We start from the raw sequence: 20,350 nt of genomic DNA, 5'->3' as shown, positions 1-20,350 counted from the left end.
CTGCCCCCTGCGCTGCGCCCCTGCCCCCTGCGCGGCTGTGCCCGGCTCAATCCGGGAGGGCTCAATCAGCGTCGGGAAGGTCAGTCAGGATCGGGGCTCGCGGCGCGACGACCGCTCGGGTCAACCACCACGACCCGATGCCCACCGCCCTCGGCGAGCACCATCACGTCCAGGCCCGGATACAGGGCCAACTCGTCGGCCAACCCCGCGACATTCCAGTCCGCGGACGGGTGGTCCAACCGCCCCCACACCTCGACGTGGGCCCCCGTCGCACGGGAGACCTCGCGGTCAAGCTCCGGCCCCACTGCGCCGATCAGCACCACAGTCCTCGGCCCCCGCGGGCGCGCCGAGGCCCCGGCCACGCGATCGGCCCGGAACACCGCCCCGTGATAGGCCGACACCGCGGCCGCCCCAACCAGGGTCCCCAGCGCGTAGCGCATCGACCGCACGGTGGCCGCCCCGAGGGACCCAGCCACCACGTCCTGCAGCAGGGTGACGGCGGCCGTGATGAGCGCGATCACCGCCGCGACACCCGCCAGCCCGAAGAGCACCACCAGGTAGACCCGACGCGCGGGCGAGGCAGCCTCCGCAGTGGGATCGACGGCGGCGCCCAGGCCGACCCGCCGCCAGAACACCCACCACACGGGTGCTCCCACGACGAGCAGCGTCACCGCAGCCCAAAGCGTGTTGACCACCGGCATGCCCGCGTCGATGCCGGGGGTGAGGGCCTCGATGAGGGTCACCAGCAGGGTGCCGACGCCGACGGCGGCAGCCACCAGCCCGATGCCGGCCACCAGGTATTCGTAGACCCGCTGCGGCTCTGTGCGCGCCAGGCCTTCCTGGCCGGAGGCCAGAACGGAGCGGTGGTACCACCAGATCAGGACCCCTACCAGCAGCGCGGCCAGCTCGAGCGAGGCGCTGTCGAAGTGCACCGACGCCGTCAGATCCTGCCGGTCACCGAAGAACCACACCAGCACGCTCCACAGCAGCCGGCTGCCGGCCACCAGCGCCATCACCAATCCGCCGCCCACCCCGAGCGGCAGCACGAAGGCCAGCCACAGCGGCCGTCGGGGCAACGCAATGGCCCGCGTGGCCCAGTAGCGCACCCAGATCAGCGCCCCGACGAGCAGTGTCGCGGCTCCCTCGCCGAGCATGCCCAGCGGGCGGCCGACCGTCTCGGGGCGCAGCAGCAGATCCAGCGAGGTGCCCAACGTGATGACCAGCCCGGCGGTCCCGAAGGAGAGGCCCACCAGCGATCCGAGCAGCAGATGCGCGGTCTGGCGGGGCTCGTCGAGGGTCCGTCGTGCGATCTCCCAGTGGACCCACCAGACGGCAGCCCAAGGGACGAAGGTCGCGGCGGACTCCGCGTCGAGGCGCCCGTCCGAGACCAGCAGGTAGCCCACGTTCTGCACCGACGACGCCGCGACGACCGCTCCGGTGAGCGCGGCCAGCGTCACGTAGGCCACCCACATCGGGGACTCGGCCTCGGTGGGGTCCGCCCTGTGCATGCGGCGCGTCCACCAGGCCAGCAGCAGCGCCAGGGCGCCGCCGACGAACGTGAAGGCCAGCCCCCGCGCGAGTTCAGCCGACGGATCCTGCCACTGGGGCACCTCGGCGCCCAGCAGCCTCCCCAGCAGCTCGTCCACCCCCAGTGCCACGACGATCACGAGGGCATACAGCACGGCGTACTGGAAGAATCGGCGCACGCTGCGCGCGTCGACGCCGGGGCCGCGGCGCCTGACTCCTGTCGCGATCAGGGCGATGAGCCCCACCACCACCGCCAGGCTGATGAACCCGGAGACCATCTCAACCACCACCGTCCTACTTGCAGCCGTAGACAGGCCAAGGGTGACCGGTCAGCATCCACTCGCCATCCCGCGCGCGAAGCTCGAACTGTTCGCGATGCTCCCACGTATCGAGCATTCCGCCCTGGGATTCGGTGATATCGGCCACGACGATGGCCTTGTCGCCATCAACGCGGGTGTCGGCGACGGTGAGGCTGGCGCGCAGCGGCCGCTGCACCCCCGGCAGGGGGGCGGAGCAGCCGAGGGACGGATCCAGGTAGCTGACCGCCTCGTCGTCGTCGCCCCTGATGAGGGCAAGGGCGTAGAGCTGGACCACGCCGTCGGGCGTCGACGGATCAAGGTCTGGCTGTTCGCGGGTGGCGGTGAAGACGCCGGCCATGACAGCCAGGAGCGCCACTGTCGCGATCACCACCGCGAGCACCACGTTCGGGCGCGTGTTCATGCCTCCAGCGTCCTCCTGCCGCGACCCGTTGGGAAGAGATCCCGGGCGCTCGTTGCGGCAATCTGGTGGGCGGCGTGTCAAAATCGTCGCCATGACACGCGTGATAGCGCTCGACCGGCGCTCCTGGTCCAAGGCCACCTGGCCGCTGGGCACACACCCCCACGCAGAGGGGGTCACCTTCGCCGTCTACGCCCCGGCCGCGACGCGGGTGCAGCTCGAGATCTACCCGGAGGCGATGGGTGCCTCCGCGCAGCGCACCTATCTCCTCGCCAAGGGCCGCGACGGCGTCTGGCGGGCCTGGTTGCAGGGCCTGCAGTTCGGGGCCCTGATCGGCTTCCGCGCCTGGGGCCGGAACTGGCGGTATGTGAAGGGCTGGAAGCCGGGGTCGGATCTGGGCTTCGTCTCCGACCTGGACAAGGACGGCAACCGGTTCAACCCCAACAAGGTGCTCTTCGATCCCTACGCCCGCGAGGTCACCCACAACGTCTTCACCGACCAGCTGCATGATTACGGCGTCAACGACGGCGTGTTCGGCACCGGCGGGGAACTGGTCGACGGCGTCCCCCGTCGCAACATCGACACCGGACCGTACGCGCCGAAGGGGGTGCTGATCGCCGACTACACGCCCGTCACGCCGAAGCCCCGCATCCCGAGCGAGAAGAACGTCATCTACGAGGTGCAGGTGGAGCAGCTGACCGGCCATCCGTCGGTGGCGCGGCTGTCCGAGCTGCTCAGCCGCGAACCGGGCTTCGAGGGCGTCGTCGACATCCCGCCGGAGTTCCAGGGCACCTACAAGGGTGCCGGGATGATGGCGCCGTACCTCAAGGCGTTGGGGGTGACCACCGTCGAGTTGCTGCCGGTGCACGAGACGAACGCGTCGGAATCCGCCCGCCACGGCGCGGTGAACGCCTGGGGTTACATGACGCTGTCCTTCTTCGCCCCGAACCGGCAGTACGCGGCGGACAAGAGCTGGTGCGGGCCCACCCGCGAGTTCAAGGAGATGGTCTCCGCGTTCCACGACGCGGGCCTCGAGGTGTACCTCGATGTGGTCTACAACCACACCGCCGAGGGCGGCAACTGGAACGGTGACGTCAACGCCACCGGCTTCACCAGCCTGGGCGGGTTCGCCTGCGCCGAGTACTACCAGATGACGCCAGACAAGATCCTGGTCGACGGCGCCACGGGCACGTCGAACCAGATGAACTACTCCTCCGAGGCGGCCAGGAAGCTGGTGCTGGACTCGCTGGAGTACTGGACGCAGGACATGCAGGTGGACGGCTTCCGGTTCGACCTGGCCACCGTGCTCGGCCGCCTGCCCGGTGAGGCCGCCGCCGACGACTGGGCCAGGCAGAAGCGGTTCTTCTCGGACCACCCGTTGCTGGTGGACATCGCGGCCATGGCGAAGGCCGAGCACATCGACGTCATCGCCGAGGCGTGGGACCTCTGGGGCTACGAGGTGGGCAACTTCCCCCGCGGCTGGGGCGAGTGGAACGGCCGCTACCGCGACGCTGTGCGCCGCTTCACCAAGGGTGACGCCAACATGGTGGCGTTCACGGACATGTTCAACGGCGACTACCACCACTTCCACGACAGCGGCGGCGCGCAGAAGACCATCAACTTCATCACCGCCCACGACGGCTTCAACATGGCGGACCTGGTGTCCTACCAGGAGAAGCAGAACCACCAGCCGCCGCCGTTCGGTCCCTCCGACGGCGGGTCGGACGACAACCTGTCGTGGGATTCGGGGGGCTCCCAGGCGCTGCGCCGCCAGCGGTTGCGCAACCTCTGGACCATCCTGTTCTTCTCCCGTGGGGTGCCGATGATCGTGGCCGGCGACGAGTTCGGCCGCACCCAGAACGGCAACAACAACCCGTGGGCGCTGGACTCGGTGGCGATGCGCAACAACTACGCCATGATCCCCACCAACGCCCCGCAGCGGGTGCCGGTGGCCGACGGCGTCGACGAGCCGTACCACGACAATCTTGGGCAGTACGAGACGCCCCCGCACGTCAACGGGCAGTTCCGCTTCGCCACCTTCCTCGCCAACCTCCGCCAGCGGCACGAGGCGCTCCAGCAGAGGCGCTGGGGGGACATGGTGGCAGACGACAAGGACGTGTCCTACCTCTTCCACACCCCGTCGGGCGAGGGGTTCCCCATGGAGGGGGACCGGGCGGTCTCCATCCAGATCGACTCCCCGGGGGACGACTTCTGGGTGATGATCAACATGGCCGACCACGAGATCGAGTTCAAGGTCCCGCCGCCCCTGGAGGGCTACGTGTGGCGGCGGCTCATCGACACGTCGACCTTCGCGGAGCCTGCCTGCAACTACTGGAACGAGGGTGAGGGCTTGATCGTGTCCGCGACCGCGACCGTTGCGGCCTGGTCGGTCATCGTGTGGCAGGAGCAGCCGAAGCCCGACGGTTCGCGGGTCATCCCCGTCTGGAAGGACTGACTGACATGGCTGAGGCAAGCGGCGGGTCTGTGGCATCGGGCGAGGCGACGGGGGCACGCGGCCGGCGCGCCGCCGTCGTGTTCAACCCCACGAAGGTTGAACGTGCGGGGCTGGAGAAGGTGGTTGGTGCGGCCGAGAAGACGGCGGGCTGGGGTCCGTCGCTGTGGCTGGAGACCTCCGCCGAGGATCCGGGCACCGGCATGGCACGGCAGGCCGTCGACGAGGGGTGCGCGGTGGTGCTCGGGGTCGGCGGTGACGGCACCATCCGGGCCGTGGCCGAGGGCCTGCGGGGTAGCGGGGTGCCGCTCGGGCTCTGTCCCCAGGGCACGGGCAATCTGCTGGCCAGAAACCTGGAACTGACGTTGGACAACCTGCCCGAATCGGTGAAGGCCGCGTTCGAGGGCGTGGCGCGGCCGGTGGACCTGGGGATCGCCGCATGGACGCGGGAGAGCGGCGATCGCGAGGAGCGCACCTTCGTCGTGATGGCCGGCATGGGCCTGGACGCCCAGATCATGTCGTCGGCGGATGAGAAGCTGAAGAAGAAGTTCGGCATGGTGGCCTACGTGAAGGCCGGTCTGGAGTCGCTGCGCAAGAACCACCGGATGCGTCTGCAGTACCGCCTCGACGACGACGCCCCCCAGCGCGCGCGGGTGCACACGGTGCTTGTCGGCAACTGCGGATCCATCGGCGGCAACGTGCTGCTCATGCCGGATGCCGCCGTCGACGACGGGGTTCTCGACGTGGTCGCGGTGGAACCGCAGGGCCGCTTCGGGTGGGTCCGCGTGGCGTGGAAGGTGTTGGTCGACAACGCCATTTTCCGCGGCCGGAAGCGCAGCCAGGGCGGGAACCGCGAGCTGAGCTACCAGCAGTGCCGACGCATCGAGGTGTGGTTGCGCGAGCCGGAGGAGATCGAGCTCGACGGGGACCACTTCGGCGAAGTGACCTCGGTGACGGTGACTGTTGAGCCGAAGGGGCTGCAGGTGATGATGCCCGCCGGGTGGGAGCCCTCCGCCGCCTGACCCCTCCGTCGGCCCGGCGCCTGCACCGCCGTGCTGCCGCCCCCGACGGGGTCCCGAGTGTCACTTGTCATGCTCAGGGTCGAGTACGACCTTGAGCATGACAAGTAGCCAACCCCCCATAATGGCGGCATGGAACTGCTCCCCATGACGTTCGCCTCCGGGTGGGCCTCCGGCATCAACGCCTACGCGACGGTGTTCATCCTCGGCCTGCTGGGCCGGTACGCAGGCACCGGCGGCGTCCCCGAGGGGTTCATGCGCACCGACGTGCTGATCATCATGGGTGTCCTCGCCCTCCTCGAACTGGTGGCGGACAAGATCCCCGTCGTCGACTCCATCTGGGACGTGCCCTCCACTGCGATCCGCCCCATCGCCGGGGCCGTCATCGGAGCGCTCATCGCCGGCGCCAACGGCGACCTGCTCACCATCTCGCTGGCCGCCGTCGGAGGGGTGACGGCCCTGCTCAGCCATCTGTCCAAGGCCGGGATCCGGCTGGCGGTCAACACATCCCCGGAGCCGGTGTCCAATGTCGCGGCGTCCGTGGCCGGGGACGTCGGCGTGGTGAGCGTGGCCACGTTGGCGGTGCTGTTCCCAGTAACGGCCGCGATCGTCGCCGCGATCCTGCTCGCCATCATGATGTGGCTGGCGTGGACACTGATGTCGCGGATCAAACGCGGGTGGGAGTGGTTGAAAGCCCGGTGGGGCGCGGCGGACACACCCGCCTAGCGCCGCCTCACGAACCACACCGCGACACCCGCCGCGACCAACGCGACAATCAGCCCCGCGGCGACGGCTGGGTCTGCCAGCAGACTGACCCCAGCCGACGGCGTCCCAGGAGACGGCTCCACACGTGAGGGATCTCCCAGGTAGGCGGTCAGCTCGGCCGCGACAGTGTCGTCGGCCGGCCCGGACCCGTCGCACAGGTTGGACCGCCAGGCGGCACCGTCGGGCTGGGCGAACAGGATGATCTCCATCCCCTCCTCGATGCCCTCCCAGCCGCAGCTGGCGCCTTCAACGGCGGTCAGCACCTCGACGGTGCCGGGAGGATCGCCCTTCCACGCCTGCGTCAGCTCGACGGTGTAGGTGGCGTCGTCGAGGCTCGACGTCGGTCTCGCGGGCCGCTCGACCAACACCACGGTGCCGCGCGCCACCACGTCGGCCATGTCGGCCTGTTCCGCGGGCGTGAGTGCCACGCAGCTGCACGCGACCGCCCGGGGTGCCTGCTGCCAGCTGACCACGAGCGTGGTGGCGAGCATCGCGACCACCACCAGGAGCGCCTTGATCCTCATCCCTCCAGGGTGCCACCGCGACCCTGCTGGGTCATCCCCGAGGCGGTAACCGTCGCCGAATCGTGACCTCGGCTGTCAGCCTGAGAGGGGTGCGTGGGTGAGGGTGCGGTCCACCCAGGCGTCGAGCCAGCGCCCCGCGGAGGGCCGGAACGAGTAGACGAACGCCAACCGCAGCCGCGCCGCCGCTCCGTAGGTCGCCAGCCGCTCCGGGCTGATCCGCAGCTCCTCGACGACGCCGGCGAGGGCCTCGCGGACGGGTCCTGGCTCCCGAAGCGATCCCTGAGCGTGCCGCAGGTCGACGTGGGTGAGCAGGTTCGCCAGGTCCAGGGCCGCCTCGCCCCGGGCCGCGGTGTCCAGATCCAGTAGGGCGAGCGAATCCCCGTCCCACAAGGCCTGTTTGTCGTGCAGGTCGCGGTGCAGCGTCACCGCGGGGTCCGGTGCGTCCGCGAGCCCCCCGCACGTCCTGTCGACGGCGCGGGCCAGCTCCGCCATCCGCGGCAGGGACCCGAAGAGCTCAGCGTGCCCCAGCCACTGCCGCAGCACCGCGACCTCGGCGGCCGCGTCGTGGGCAGGCACGTTCACCGGCTGCCGTGCCAGCAGAGGCCACCGGGCCGCGAGCTCGCGCCACCCGTCGAGGCCGTCGTCGCCGAGCTCATGCAGGGTCCGGCCTGGGAGCAGCTCGAACTCCAGCCGATCCTCCGCCACGGCCCGCACTGCCGCGGCGCCCAGGCCGGCCCGTCGGCACGCCTCGCCCATCTGCGACGACACCGCCGCGACCCCCGCCGCCCGCCCGGGCCGCAGCACCTTCGTCGCCCGGTCCGGGTGCAGCACCACGGCCCGCCTGTGCAGCCGGTGCACCACCAGCCGCCCTCCCGACGGCGTCAGCCCGGGGAGACGAGGGTCGCGGCGGTGCCCGGCGAGCCGCAGCCCACCGTCGGCGGACAGCCGCCCGGCCAGAAGCGACGCGTCGCGCACCACCTCGACGGTGAGCGAGCCGTCGCTCGCCGGCCACGCGCGCCTCACCCCTGGCAGCTCCCGCAGCGCGGACAACGCCCGCGACACGCCCGTCACACCAGTTCCTCGAGGATGTCCAACCGCCCCGCGACACCCGCGCGCCACCCCGGATCGGCCCGCCGCAGGGGATCGACGGCGCCCAGCAGCACCGCTCGCGCCCGACCCACCCGCAGCTCCGCATCGCCTGGGATGCTGCCGCCGCCCGCGCGGTACCCATCGAGCAGGGCCTCCCCGAGCCCGGGGGCGGCGGAGGCCAGGTAGGAGCCGAGGTCCGCCGCCGGTGCGCCGACAGTGGCCCGGTCCAGGTCCGTCAGCCACACCCGCCCGGTCTGCCGCTCCAGCAGCACCTGGTCCGGGGAGAAGTCGCCGTGCAGCAGGGCGCCCCCGCGCCCGACCCGCGCCCACAGGGCCGCGACCCGATCGGTCAGGACGGAGACCCGGGAGGCCAGGCCTGCTTCCAATGGCGCCAGGATCTCCGCGTGGGCGCGGCCCTGCGCCGCCAGGTCCGGCTGCCGAGCCGCCAACCAGCCTGCGACCTGCACCGGTACCGCCCCGACGGCCCCGTGCAGGAGAGCCAGCGCGACCCCCGCCGCGCGGGTGCCGGCCACGTCGGGGGTCCGCTCCAGGTCGGTGTCGCCCACGAACCGCTGGATGCGCACCCCCCGCCGCGACCCGTCGTCGATCCGCCCAGGCACGGGCACCCCGGCTGCGACCAACACCGTGTCCAGCGCCAGCGCCGTCGGGTCCGCCTCGTCGGCCACCCGCACCGTCGTCGCTGCCCGGCGCACCACCAGGCGCCGGGCAGGGTTGTAGCGCAGCACCGGATCGTCGACCCCCAGAACCCCGGCCACGGCAGCGCCCCGCAGTGCGCCGGCGAGCACCGGGTCCGCCCACACCTCACCGCTCTCCAGCACCAGGTCGCCATCCAGCGTCCGCAGGCGGTACCGCTGGCCGCGCCGGACTGCCCGTTCCTCCGCCTTCTCCGTCTTGGCCCGGCTCGCCGGCCACAGCACCCGCGCCCACCCGTCGACCTCCCCCGTCCGCGCGTCCGCCAGCGCCGCCACCACGGACACCCCCGGTTTGATCCGCAGCCGCGACACCACAGCCTCGCGCCCCGTCAGCTCCGAGATCGACGGCGGGTCCAGCAGCAGCGCCACCACCTCGTCGGTCCTCATCGCGTGCCCATCCGGATCTCGTCGGGGGTGCGGCCGCTGGCCTCCACCCAGGCCCGGAACGAGGGGTCGTCGGCGAGCAGCGCCGCCGGCGAGCCCTCGCGCAGGATCCTGCCGTCCTCCAGCCACACCACCCGGTCCGAGCGGAGCGCCATCTCGACGTCGTGGGTGACGGCCAGGGTGGTGCGGTTCTCGACGAGGGTATCGATCGCGTCGAGGACCAGCCGGGCGGACTCCGGGTCCAGGCCGGTGGTGGCCTCGTCGAGCACCACGACTGGGGCGTCGCGCAGCAGCGCGCGGGCGATGGCGACGCGCTGCCGCTGCCCGCCGGACAGGGTGCCGCCGCGCTCGCCGACGACGGTGTCGTAGCCGTCTTCGAGGTCGAGGATGAACTCGTGGGCGTGCGCGGCGCGCGCCGCGATCTCGACCTCCACGTCGGTGGCGTCCTGCCTTCCCAGCCGGATGTTCTCCCGGATGGTGCCCGTGAACAGCACCGCCTCCTGGGCCAGCAGCGAGACGTTGGCCCGCAGGTGCCCCAGGTCCAGCTCCCGCAGCGGATGACCGTCCAGGGTCACCTCGCCGAGCTGGGGGTCCAGCGCCCGCACCAGCAGCGAGACCAGCGTGGACTTGCCGGAGCCGGACGGGCCGATGACGGCCACCTTCTCGCCGGGGCGGGCCGTCAGCGTCACCCCGCGCAGCACCGTCGTCCTCCCGTAGCCGGCCACCACGGAGTCGAACCGCACCCAGCCCCGCACAGCCCGCGGGGTCACTGAGCGCCGCGGGGAGACCACCTCGGGGGCGATGTCCATCAGGTCCGCCACCCGCTCGCCCGAGGCGCTGGCCCGCGCGATCCGGCCGGTGTACTTCGCCATGTCGCGCAGCGGTTTCATGGTGGTGCGCAGGTAGGTGGTGAACAGCACCAGATCGCCCGGCGTCATGGCGCCGTCCAGGACGCGCAGGCCGCCGCCGACGAGGACGACGGCGGTCGCGAGCCCGACGATGACGTCGGTGCGGCGCTCCAACCCGGCCGCCAGCCGCCGGGACTTCACGCCCTCCTTGAGCGAGCGGTGGTTCGCCGACGAGAACCGGCCGGCGATGTGCTCCTCCAGGCCGTACGCCTGCACGATCCGGATCGACGAGAGCGACTCCTGCGCAGTGTTGGCCAGCTGCCCCTCGCCCTTGCGGGTCTGGCGTGAGGCCACCGCGATCTTCTGCGAGGTGCCCACCGAGCCCACGAAGAACAGCGCCATGGCCGCCACCACCACCAGCGACAGCAGCGGGTCCAGCACCAGCATCACCACCAGCATCACCGCCAGCGTGAGCAGGTTGGCCACCAGCGGCAGACCCGCGGTGACGGCCACCTCCTGCATCCGGCCCACGTCGCTGACGAGGCGCTGGACCGTGTCGGCGCTGCGGTTGCGGGAGTGGAACTGCTGCGACAGGCCCTGCACATGACGGAACACGCGTGCCCTCAGCGTCGTGGCCACCCGCGACCCCACCAGCGCGAACGCCACCGTTGCCAGGTAGTTGCTGAGCGCCCGGAGCCCCACGATCACCACCGTCGCCACGCCGCACCAGACGAGCAGGCCGACGGTGGCGGGGGCCTGGCCCGCGCCGAGGTCGGCGCCCAGCGAGGCACTCACCGCGTCGACGACGAACTTCATCGGCCACGGCTCCAGCACCCGGAACACCACCTCGAGCAGCAGCACCCCGGTGCCGCCGAGCATCAGGCGCCGGTGGCCGACGAGGTCGGGGCGCAGCAGCGCCAGGGTGCGGGCCATCGCGGAGCGGTCCAGCCGCGTGCGGTCACTCATCGCCCGCCTCCGCGAGGGCCAGGATGCGATCCACCACGCCGGCCCAGCTGTGCCGCTCGACGGCGTGCGCCCTGGCCAGGCGGCCCATCCGCGACCTGAGCGCGGGGTCGGCGGCCAGGCCATCGAGCGCGCCCGCCAGGGCGGCCGGGTCCGACGGCGGCACCAGGACGCCGTCGCCGTCGAGGATCGCGGGCAGCTGCCCGACGGCCGATGCCACCACGGGCAGCCCGGCCGCGAGGTACTCGTAGACCTTCAGCGGCGAGAAATACTGGTCCCCGTCCGCCGGCGACGCCGGGTAGGGCGCCACGCCGACGGCGGAGCCGGCCAGGTGTCGCGGGATCTCGGCGGGGGCGACGGCGCCGCGGAACTCCACCTCGACGCCCAGCCGGGCCGCAAGTCCCTCGAGGGCGCCGCGCTCCGGGCCGTCGCCGATGATCCGCAGCCGCCAGGGCACGTGGGCCAGCGCGGCTGCCTCCACCAGGTCCGAGACGCCGTGCCAGGGCTTGAGGGTGCCGACGAACGTCACCACCGGCGCCCCGTTCGATTCCGGCTGGGGCGCGATGCGCTGCACGCCCACCCCGTTGGCGACGGTGTGCACCCGGCCGCCGTCGGTGTGCCGTCGCACCCAGGCCCGCACCGGGTCCGAGACGCACACGGTGGCCGAGGCCGCCTTGACCTGCGCGCGGAGCGCTGCCCAGGCGAAGGGCGCGTCGACGAGGTCACGGTGCCGGCGCTGCTCCTCGATGAGGGGGGCGTTGACCTCCAGGACCGTGCGGGCGCCCAGCGCCGCGCCGACGCGCGCCAGGGCCGTGCTGAACAGGGAGTAGCGCTCGTAGACCAGGTCCGCGCCGCCGTCGATCACCTGCCGGGCGATCATGTCCGAGGCGGTCCGCTGGGCGCGCTCGCGGGCGGCAGGATCGCCCTTCGCGACGCCGACGTGCACCACGTCGAGGCCGGCCAGATCCTCGGGCACGTGCTCCCCGATGCGGGTGGCGTAGACGGTGACGTGGTGGCCGCGGGCGCGGAACTCGCGGACCACCTCCTGGATGTGCACGGAGGCGCCCTTCGTGCCGAACACCGGGATGCCGGGGTCCACGGACACGTAGGCGATCCTCATCGGGCGGCTCCGTTCTGCCAGGCGCTGAGTGTCGCGGCGTGGCGGCGGCTGTCGAAGCGCTCCTCGATGAGGGCGCGGGCGTTGGCGGACATCGCCGCGGCGGGTAGCCGGCCGGCCGCGAAGGCGGACAGGGCATCGGCCAGGCCGGACACGTCGCCGGGCTCCAGGAGCACGCCGGTCTCGCCGTCGAGGACCACCTCCGGTAGGCCGGTGACGGCTGTGGCGACCACGGGCGTGCCCACGGCCATCGCCTCCAGGACGACGGTGGGGAGGCCGTCGACGTTGCCGTCGTCTGCGGGGATGCAGGGGGCGGCGAACACGTCGGCCTCCTCGATCAGGATGCGGATCTGGGTCTGGGTGCGGGGGCCCACCAGGCGGACGGTGTCGCGGAGGCCGAGCTCGTCGATCCGGGCCTGGAGTGCGGGCTCGAGCTCGCCGTCACCGGCGATGGTGACCCGGAGTGGAAGCCCGGCGGCGGTGGCCTGGGCGGCGGCGTCGACGAGGTCGGCGAACCCCTTCTTCGCCACCAGCCGGCCGACCGCCGCCACCTTGAGCCGCTGGCCCGGCTCGGGGAGGTCGCGGTAGGGGAAGCGGTCCAGCTCCAGTGCGTTGTACTGCAGGGTGATGCGGGCTCCTGTCCCGTCGAGGACGCGCTCCAGGTGTGCGAGGTTGAACCGGCTGATGGCGATCACCCGGTCCGCGTCGGCGGCCAGGCGGCGCAGCCAGGCGAGGTCCACGGACTCGTGGAAGATGTCCTTGGCGTGCGTGGTGAGCGTGAACGGCACCCCGGTGAGGCGCGAGGCGATCCACGCGGCGCGCCCGGCGAGGGTGGCGAAGTGGGCGTGCAGGTGCGTGATCCCGTCGGCGACGACGGCCTGCGCCAGCTCCACTCCCTGGGCCACCTCGTCGCCGGGGAGGTCCGCCAGATGCGGGAGGGTCGCGGCGAAGCGGTCCCGCATGGCGGGGTCCTGGACGCCGTCGGCGATCCGAGCCCACAGGTCCGCGCCCTTCGCGTACCGGGAGATCCACGTCACGTTGGCCTCCACGCGGGCGATCTCGGGGTGGAAGCGGGCGTCGGTGGTGGGACGCAGGGCGTAGATGGAGAGGTCGTCTCCGTGGGCCTCGCGGGCCAGGATCTCGGTGACGATGAACGTCTCCGAGAAGCGCGGATAGACCTTCAGGACGTAGCCGATGCGGGTCATGCCCCCACCCCCACGAGGTAGCGGGAGCGGTCCGCGTTGAGCAGGGTCGCCGCGTAGCCGGCGGTGACCGCCAGGCCGTCGAGGCGGATGCCGGAGCGGTCGACGCGACGGTGGACGGCGTCGGCCGCCCAGGAACCCAGCGCGGCGGGGGTGGCGTGTCCGGCCCGGAGGAGGTCAGCGGCACCCGCGCGGGCCATGGAGCGGGCGCGGATCAGCTGCTCTGTGCGGGGCTGCTCGCGAGGCACCAGGAGCGCCGGGGTGGCGGTGGCGAGGACCTCGCACACCGTGTTGTAGCCGGCCATCGCGATCACGGCCGAGGCGGCCCGGATGTGGTCCGGGAGGCCGGGAAGGTCGCGGTGCACGTCGGTGAGCGGGCCGGCGGCCGCGGCGATCTCGGCGTGGGCGTCGTCGTCGAGTTGGGGCCCGGTCACCACCAGGTGCCGGTGCCCGGGGGGAACCTCCATGGCGACGGCGGCGCGCAGCAGCTCCACGCCGTCGGAGCCGCCGCCGGTGGTGGTGAGGATGAACGGGGGATCGGCGGCGAGGGTCGCGGCGGGGGCGTCGGCACGCCCCTCCGCCAGATAGCCGGTGAACCGGATCCGGTCGATCAGCGCGGGGGGAGCCTCGCCGGAGGCGATGGGATCGTGGATCCGCGGGTCGCCGTACACCCACACCTCGTCCACCAGGTCGCGCAGCTTCATCGGGTTCTTGAGCCGACGCCACTCCGCCGCGACCACGTCGGGGGCGTCGAGCACCTCCCGCAGCCCGAGGACGACGCGGGTGGTGGGGCGCGCTGCTCGCAGCCGGCGCAGGGGGCGACGGAGCTCCTTGCGGACGCCGTAGATGTGGCGGTCGATCACAACCAGGTCCGGCGCGAAGCCGAGCAGCGCGGCCTCGAGCACCGAGGAGCGGAGCTGGATCAGGTCGTCGGTGCCGGCGTCCAGGTGTCGCGGGTGATACTCGCCGCCGTCCTTCGCGATGCCGGGGATGGTCAGCCAGTCGAAGCCGGCCGGGAGCGGGAACGCGCTGGCGCGGGGGAGGCCGGAGACCAGCAGGCCGGAGACCGGCCGGCCGGTCAGCGCGGGGAGCGCGGCGGCGAGGTGGTGCGCGATGGCGAGGTTGCGACGCACATGGCCGAGGCCCTGCGAGTCGTGGCTGTAGAGCACCACTTTGGTGGGTGAGCTGTCGTCCGGCATCTCTGCTCCAGTCCCTCGTCCGCCGGGTGTCGGCCCGGGCCGCCGGTCCCAACCGGCCGGTGAGATGAGCCTGCCGGGCGTCGGTGAGGCGCCCGTGAGCCGTCGATGGGAGAACTCTCATGAAGCCGCCGTGGTGCGTGCAAGACTGACGCCCATGGAGTTCTCCTCGCTGTACCGCCACGGGTTCGCGCGGGTCGCGGCCTGCACGCTCCCGGTGATCATCGCCGACCCGGCCGCCAACGCACACGCCATCGCCGTCGAGGTGAAGGCCTGCCACGACGACGGTGTCGCGGTGGCGGTGTTCCCCGAACTGTCGCTCTCCGGGTACGCCATCGACGACCTCCTGCTGCAGGACGTGCTGCTCGACGCCGTGGACCGCGCCGTCGTCGAGCTGGCGGAGGCGACCGCGGACCTGCTGCCGCTGATCGTCGTGGGGGCGCCGCTGCGCGCAGGCAACCGGCTCTACAACTGCGGAGTGGTGATCCACCGCGGGCATGTGCTCGGCGTGGTGCCGAAGGCCTACCTGCCCAACTACCGCGAGTTCTACGAGAAGCGCTGGTTCGCTGACGGCGCGGACCTGGACTTCGACACCCTCCACCGGCCCGGGTGGCCCGCCGAGTTCGGCGAGGTCCCCTTCGGCACCGACCTTCTCTTCGAGGCCAGGGACGTGCCCGGCCTCACCGTCCACGTCGAGGTCTGCGAGGACATGTGGGTGCCCGTGCCGCCGTCGTCCCTGGCAGCGATGGCAGGCGCGACGGTGCAGCTCAACCTCTCCGCGTCCCCCATCACGGTGGGCCGCGCGGAGGACCGGCACCTGATGGCCCGCTCCGCCAGCGCCCGCAACAACTCCGCCTACGCCTACGCCGCGGCCAGCTTCGGCGAGTCCACCACGGACCTGTCCTGGGACGGCATGACGATGGTCTACGAGATGGGCGATCTGCTGGGCCAGACCGAGCGGTTCCCGCACGCGGCGCAGCGCACCGTCGTCGACGTGGACCTGGACCGCCTGCGCCAGGAACGGATCCGGCAGGGGTCGTTCGAGGACAACCGGCGGGCTGTCGGGGTGGGGGAGTACCGGAACATCGACTTCGCGGTCCGGCCACCCTCGGGCGATCTCGGGCTCCGTCGCCCGCTGGACCGCTTCCCGTTCGTGCCCGACGACCCGGCCAGGCTGCACCACGACTGCTACGAGGCGTACAACATCCAGGTCTCCGGGCTGGAGCGGCGGATGAAGGCCATCGGGGGAGGGGATGCGGCCAAGTCGCCGAAGATCGTCATCGGCGTCAGTGGAGGGCTGGACTCCACGCACGCCTTGATTGTCGCGGCGAAGGCGTGCGATCGGTTGTCGCTACCCCGCACCCACATCCTGGCGTTCACGCTGCCCGGCTTCGCCACGTCGTCGCACACGAAGAACAACGCCACCCTGCTCGCCGAGGCGCTCGGCGTCACGTTCAAGACGGTCGACATCACGGCCATGGCCACCCAGCTGCTCAAGGACCTCGGCCATCCCGCGGGCGACGGTGAGCCGGTCTACGACGTGACCTTCGAGAACGTACAGGCCGGCATCCGCACGGACTTCCTGTTCCGCGCCGCGAATCAGCGCGGCGGGATCGTGCTGGGCACCGGGGACCTGTCCGAGCTGGCGCTCGGCTGGTGCACCTACGGTGTGGGTGATCAGATGAGCCACTACGGCGTCAACGCCGGGGTCCCCAAGACGCTCATGCAGCACCTCATCCGCTGGGTGATCAGCACCGGCCAGTTCGAGGAGAGCGGGGTCAACGAGACCCTCTCGTCGATCCTGAACACGGAGATCTCGCCGGAGCTGATCCCGGTGGGGGAGGGACAGAAGCCGCAGTCCACGGAGGACTCGATCGGGCCCTACGCCCTGCATGACTTCACCCTGTTCGGCGTGCTGCGCCGCGGCTACCGGCCGAGCAAGATCGCGTTCCTGGCCCACCACGCGTGGCGGGATGTCGACGCGGGCCACTGGCCCTCGGGGTACCCGGAGGCGGACCGTACCGCCTACGACCTGGCCACCATCAAGAAGTGGGAGTCGGTGTTCCTGCGTCGGTTCTTCGCCAACCAGTTCAAGCGTTCGGCGATGCCCAACGGGCCGAAGGTGCTCTCGGGTGGGGCGTTGTCGCCGCGGGGGGATTGGCGGATGCCGTCGGACGTGTCGGCGACGGCGTGGTTGGCCGAACTGAAGGACAACGTTCCGGACTGAGGCGTCATTCCCGCTGGCTGAGGTGCCGCGCAGCGGCCTCGAAGCCTATGAAACGCAGGCTGACCAGCGGATGGGGACCCGCTCAGCCGGTGCGCGGACCCGTGAGTCGACGCCCGGGCGGCCGTTGTGCGTGGTCTGCCTTGGGGGTTCAGTCTTCGCGGTGGCCGGGTGGTGAGGCCGCCCGGGCCTCGTCTCCCGTCTCCACGCACTGGTCTCCGTGTGGCGTGGTTGGCTTCGGGCGCCGTTCGCCGGGACGGCCCCTGGTGCGGGTCAGTCCAGGCGGGACGCCAGCTGGGTGATCGTCGGGTTGGGCATCACTGCGCCGAGCCGCCCCGTCGATCCGCTCCCAGCGGACCACGACGCCTCCGTACTCCTGGCTCCGCCGGGGCTGAGTCCTGGGACGGCTCTTCTGCTGCCTGAGCGCGTGAGACGAGCGGCCTCTCCCGGTGGCTGAGTGCCGCGCAGCTCTCTCCCGCTGGCTGAGGTGCCGCGCAGCGGCCTCGAAGCCTATGAAACGTAGGCTGACAACGAACGTCCCTTGAGTCCCTCTAAGACTCGTCGCTTCGGGATGGGGGCGGCGACCCCTCTCAGCTGGGTGAGCCAGCCGGCGCCCGGGGCTGGGACCCGCCCCAGGGCCGCCGACGAGCCGGGTGCCCCCCAATTCACCAGGCTCGCCGGCGGCTGCTCGTGGGGTTGGCGTGCCTCACCGCCCGTCTTGGGCCGCACATCTGCACGAGGCGTGACGGACCGCAGGCCCCGCTTCAGGAGGTGGCGATGGTCCAGGCGCCGTCGGCCTTGACGAGCAGCAGAGACGGGCCGGCCATCAAGGGGACGCTGCCCTCGTAGGCGCCGATCTCGTTGATCAGCAGGCTGGGCCAGGTGCCGTCGGACTGCTGGAGGACGAAGTTTGCACCGCCGTCGTGGGTGACGGCCGCGACCGCCGCCCCACCCTCGTACTTGAACACGGCGTCGCCGGCCCCGCTGAGTTGTGCCGGTGCCACGGGAGCAGCGGTGACGGGATCGATCTGGACCGTCCAGGAACCGTCCGCCGTGATCTGCAGCATGGTGGGCTCGCCACCCATGAGCCCGTAGGAGACGGTGCCGGAGTAGGTGCCGATCTCGTTGACGAGCAGGTCATCGAGCTGGTTCGAGCCGTCAAGCGTCTGGAGGACGAAGTTGGCGCTGCCTTTGTGGGTGGCGGTGACCAGAGCGGCCTCGGCTTCGGCCGGCAGCTGAATCACGGAGTCCCCGGTGCCGCTCTGCGTGATGGTGGCGAAGGCGCCGAAGCGCTCGGCGTAGGGGTCGGCTTCTGGCGCCGGGGATTCCTCCGGCTGTGTGGCGGCGGTGCTCGACGGGGCGCTGCTGGCGGCGGGTGATGCAGCAGGACTCGACGGACTCGTTGCAGGGGCGGAGCTGGAGGCGGGGGCGGCCACGGGTGCCGCAGTCTCGGCCGGATCCGAGAAGGCGCCGCCGATACCGGCCAGCACCAGGAGGCCCGCAGGGATCAGTACGCGCTTCTTGCGGTACCACGGCCTGGTGAGGCGCGGAGGGGTGGGCATGGGTGCGCTGGGCTGTTGTTGCCACTGTGGCGTGGTGGTCACGGTGTCTCCTTGGGGTCGACGATGGATCCACGATCCCAAGGCTTGTCTCCCATGTCACAGAGGCATGCGATAAATGGGGTTATCGCAGCCCAGCATGCGCAGTGGCCATGCTCGGCTACTGTGATCGCCGAGGGGAGGGCGCCATGCTCATCACAGCTACCGACGTGTCGATGATCGCGCGCGTCCGCCGCCCCGTCGTCTCCATGTGGCGCAAGCGCTACGCAGGGGCCGACGCCTTCCCTGAGCCTGACAGCGCAGGGCTGTTCGACGCGGAGCGGGTCGTCGGCTGGCTGACGGAGCACGGGCGCGGGAACAACCCGCAGCCTGAGCGTGCGCTGCCGCTGCTCGGCATGCTCGTCGAGGCGCGCACGGACGTGGCGCGGGCGATGGACCTGTCCGCCGTGCTCGCGTTCCGCGCGGCGTATGGCGAGGAGCTCGTCGACGATCTCGCCGCTCACAGAGGCGCCGCTCTCGGCGGACTCGACGCGTGGGACAGGCTCCACTGCTTCGGCAGTGAGGTCCTGGCCCTCGGCGACGGCCTGCCTGAGACGGCTGCAGCGGTAGACGCCTTCCTCGACGAACGCTTCGGGGCGGCCGACGCCATGCGGTGGCTCGCCGACGACTGCCTCGTCCGCCACCTCCCGCCCTTCGCCGCCGCAGGGCTGTCTGACGCGGCTGCAGGACTGGTGGCCCGGGCCGCCGTGGGGCTCGCGGACCTCTCCCCGCAACCCTCGCTGCTCGATTCGGCTGGCACCGGCTTCTCCTGGCTGCAGCACCTCCCCCCGGAGTGGCCCGCGCCGGTGGGGATCCGGGTGGATGAGTCGCCAGTGGGCCGCCACTCCCGGCGGGTCCTGCAGGTGGGGGAGTGGGACGCGCTGGCGGTGCACGACGAGCGCGGCTGGGCCGTCGCCGTCGACGCAGCCCTCGATGCAGACCCTTCGGAGCTGTTCGCGCGCGCCGCGCTCGGCGACGACCGCCAGGTCCGGCTGGTGCTCGGCCCCGCCAGGCTGCTCGCCGATCCCGCAGGGGATCTTGTCGCCCGCGACGCACTCCTCCGCGACGGCGTGGTCCGCGCCGTCGTCAAGCTGCCGGCGGGATGCCGCCCGGCCCACCCGCGCGAGGCGCTGGCGCTCTGGCTGGTGGCGGAGCGCGACGAGCTGCCGTTCGAGCAGCACCGCACCTTCGTCGCGGACCTCACCGGCGTGGACCTGCCGCAGGTGACCGCCGACCTTGTGGTGGACCTGACGGTCGCCGCGCAGGACCTTCCCGCCCAGCAGCACCGCGCGTGGCGGGTGCTGCGCCCAGCCCTCACCCGGCACCTCCTCGCTCGCCGCGGCTCCCTTGTCGCCATCTCCCAGGCGCCAACAGGACGGCGCGCGCAGGCCCCGACGCCCGCGGAGTTGGAGGCCAAGGCCGAGGCGGTGGGGTTGGGCACGCTCCCGCTCCCACGCAGCTCCGGCGCCCGGAGGACCCGGTCCGAGATCACCGCCCAGACAGGCCTCGACGACGGCTGGCTCAAGCTTCTCGCCGGCTCCCGGATCTCGCCCGATCAGCTAGGCGAAGGCGACCTCACCGTCTGGACCGCCGACGGCGGCCGCCTCGCCCGGACCGTCCGCGTGGACCGGTTGGCCGCCCTCGGCCGCCCGCGCACGTGGCTGACGCAGCCGGGCGACGTGATCCTCGGCCCGGGCCCGGCCGCCGTCCTTGACCTCGACGGTGGCTCGCTCGTCGCCGCCCCCGCCCGGGCGTTGCGCCTCACCACTGACGCGCCCGTGACCGCCCAGCAGCTGGCCCGCGCCGTCGCCGCCGCGTCGCGCGGCACCAGGCCGTCCCAGTGGCGGCTCACCCCGCTCGATCCCGCCCAGCGCGCCGCACTGTCCGCGGCGGCTGACAGGATTGGGCAGCGTCGGGCCGAGCTCGCCGCCCAGCTCGACGCCCTCAACTCGTTCGAGGACGCCCTCCTCGACGCCTGCGAGACCACCACCCTCACCCTGGAGACCCGCTGA

The 20,350-nt window shown here is 72.0% G+C and carries 15 protein-coding genes; 5 read left to right on the top strand and 10 right to left on the bottom strand.

Going from position 1 to position 20,350, the window contains the following annotated elements; genetic code table 11:
• Positions 1–80 precede the first annotated feature (80 nt).
• Positions 81–1,805, bottom strand: a complete 1,725-nt coding sequence (locus tag H5399_RS13370) for a DUF5671 domain-containing protein (protein WP_255422332.1) — start codon at positions 1,803–1,805, stop codon at positions 81–83.
• Positions 1,806–1,821: 16 nt separating this feature from the next.
• A complete protein-coding gene (locus tag H5399_RS13365; protein WP_182783469.1) occupies positions 1,822–2,247 on the bottom strand; it encodes a hypothetical protein in 426 nt (141 codons plus the stop codon).
• A 91-nt stretch (positions 2,248–2,338) separates the two neighbouring features.
• On the opposite strand from H5399_RS13365, the gene H5399_RS13360 reads away from it, so the two are divergent.
• The 3 genes from H5399_RS13360 to H5399_RS13350 all read left to right on the top strand — a co-directional run bounded on the left by H5399_RS13360 (position 2,339) and on the right by H5399_RS13350 (position 6,441).
• Entirely contained in the window at positions 2,339–4,699 is a 2,361-nt protein-coding gene (locus H5399_RS13360; RefSeq protein WP_182783467.1) for a glycogen-debranching protein, read from the top strand.
• A 5-nt stretch (positions 4,700–4,704) separates the two neighbouring features.
• Complete coding sequence (locus H5399_RS13355) at positions 4,705–5,718, top strand: diacylglycerol kinase family protein (RefSeq protein ID WP_182783465.1); 1,014 nt, start codon at positions 4,705–4,707, stop codon at positions 5,716–5,718.
• A gap of 129 nt (positions 5,719–5,847) precedes the next feature.
• Positions 5,848–6,441, top strand: a complete 594-nt coding sequence (locus tag H5399_RS13350; protein ID WP_182783463.1) for a DUF4126 domain-containing protein — start codon at positions 5,848–5,850, stop codon at positions 6,439–6,441.
• On the opposite strand, the gene H5399_RS13345 is transcribed toward H5399_RS13350, so the two are convergent.
• From H5399_RS13345 to H5399_RS13315, 7 genes are all read right to left on the bottom strand, one after another.
• Positions 6,438–7,004 carry a hypothetical protein gene (locus H5399_RS13345; protein WP_182783461.1) on the bottom strand — a complete coding sequence of 189 codons (567 nt, stop codon included), beginning with the start codon at positions 7,002–7,004 and terminating at the stop codon, positions 6,438–6,440. The two genes, H5399_RS13350 and H5399_RS13345, sit on opposite strands and share 4 nt — an antisense overlap.
• Positions 7,005–7,079: 75 nt before the next feature.
• Positions 7,080–8,075 (bottom strand): phosphotransferase, encoded by a 996-nt coding sequence (locus H5399_RS13340; protein WP_182783459.1) that lies wholly within the window; start codon positions 8,073–8,075, stop codon positions 7,080–7,082.
• Positions 8,072–9,193 (bottom strand): phosphotransferase family protein, encoded by a 1,122-nt coding sequence (locus H5399_RS13335; RefSeq protein ID WP_182783457.1) that lies wholly within the window; start codon positions 9,191–9,193, stop codon positions 8,072–8,074. Before H5399_RS13335 ends, H5399_RS13340 begins: the two co-directional genes overlap by 4 nt.
• Positions 9,190–11,004: an ABC transporter ATP-binding protein gene (locus H5399_RS13330; RefSeq protein WP_220491007.1), complete on the bottom strand. Its 1,815-nt coding sequence runs from the start codon at positions 11,002–11,004 to the stop codon at positions 9,190–9,192. Before H5399_RS13330 ends, H5399_RS13335 begins: the two co-directional genes overlap by 4 nt.
• Positions 10,997–12,121: a glycosyltransferase family 4 protein gene (locus tag H5399_RS13325; RefSeq protein WP_182783455.1), complete on the bottom strand. Its 1,125-nt coding sequence runs from the start codon at positions 12,119–12,121 to the stop codon at positions 10,997–10,999. The genes H5399_RS13330 and H5399_RS13325 overlap by 8 nt, the downstream gene beginning before the upstream one ends.
• Complete coding sequence (locus tag H5399_RS13320) at positions 12,118–13,323, bottom strand: glycosyltransferase (RefSeq protein ID WP_182783453.1); 1,206 nt, start codon at positions 13,321–13,323, stop codon at positions 12,118–12,120. Before H5399_RS13320 ends, H5399_RS13325 begins: the two co-directional genes overlap by 4 nt.
• Positions 13,320–14,519: a glycosyltransferase family protein gene (locus H5399_RS13315; RefSeq protein WP_220491006.1), complete on the bottom strand. Its 1,200-nt coding sequence runs from the start codon at positions 14,517–14,519 to the stop codon at positions 13,320–13,322. Before H5399_RS13315 ends, H5399_RS13320 begins: the two co-directional genes overlap by 4 nt.
• A 154-nt stretch (positions 14,520–14,673) precedes the next feature.
• On the opposite strand from H5399_RS13315, the gene H5399_RS13310 reads away from it, so the two are divergent.
• Positions 14,674–16,743 carry an NAD(+) synthase gene (locus H5399_RS13310; RefSeq protein WP_182783451.1) on the top strand — a complete coding sequence of 690 codons (2,070 nt, stop codon included), beginning with the start codon at positions 14,674–14,676 and terminating at the stop codon, positions 16,741–16,743.
• 761 nt (positions 16,744–17,504) lie between these two features.
• Here H5399_RS13310 and H5399_RS13305 read toward each other — a convergent pair.
• On the bottom strand, positions 17,505–18,344 hold the full coding sequence (locus H5399_RS13305; protein ID WP_182783449.1) for a TM2 domain-containing protein: 840 nt from the start codon (positions 18,342–18,344) through the stop codon (positions 17,505–17,507).
• 143 nt (positions 18,345–18,487) lie between these two features.
• On the opposite strand from H5399_RS13305, the gene H5399_RS13300 reads away from it, so the two are divergent.
• Positions 18,488–20,350 carry a hypothetical protein gene (locus H5399_RS13300; RefSeq protein ID WP_182783447.1) on the top strand — a complete coding sequence of 621 codons (1,863 nt, stop codon included), beginning with the start codon at positions 18,488–18,490 and terminating at the stop codon, positions 20,348–20,350.

This window comes from Tessaracoccus sp. MC1627, from assembly GCF_014164725.1.
GTDB lineage: Bacteria > Actinomycetota > Actinomycetes > Propionibacteriales > Propionibacteriaceae > Arachnia.
The sequence above is the reverse complement of the archived record's forward strand: the minus strand, read 5'-3'. Positions and strand labels throughout refer to the sequence as shown.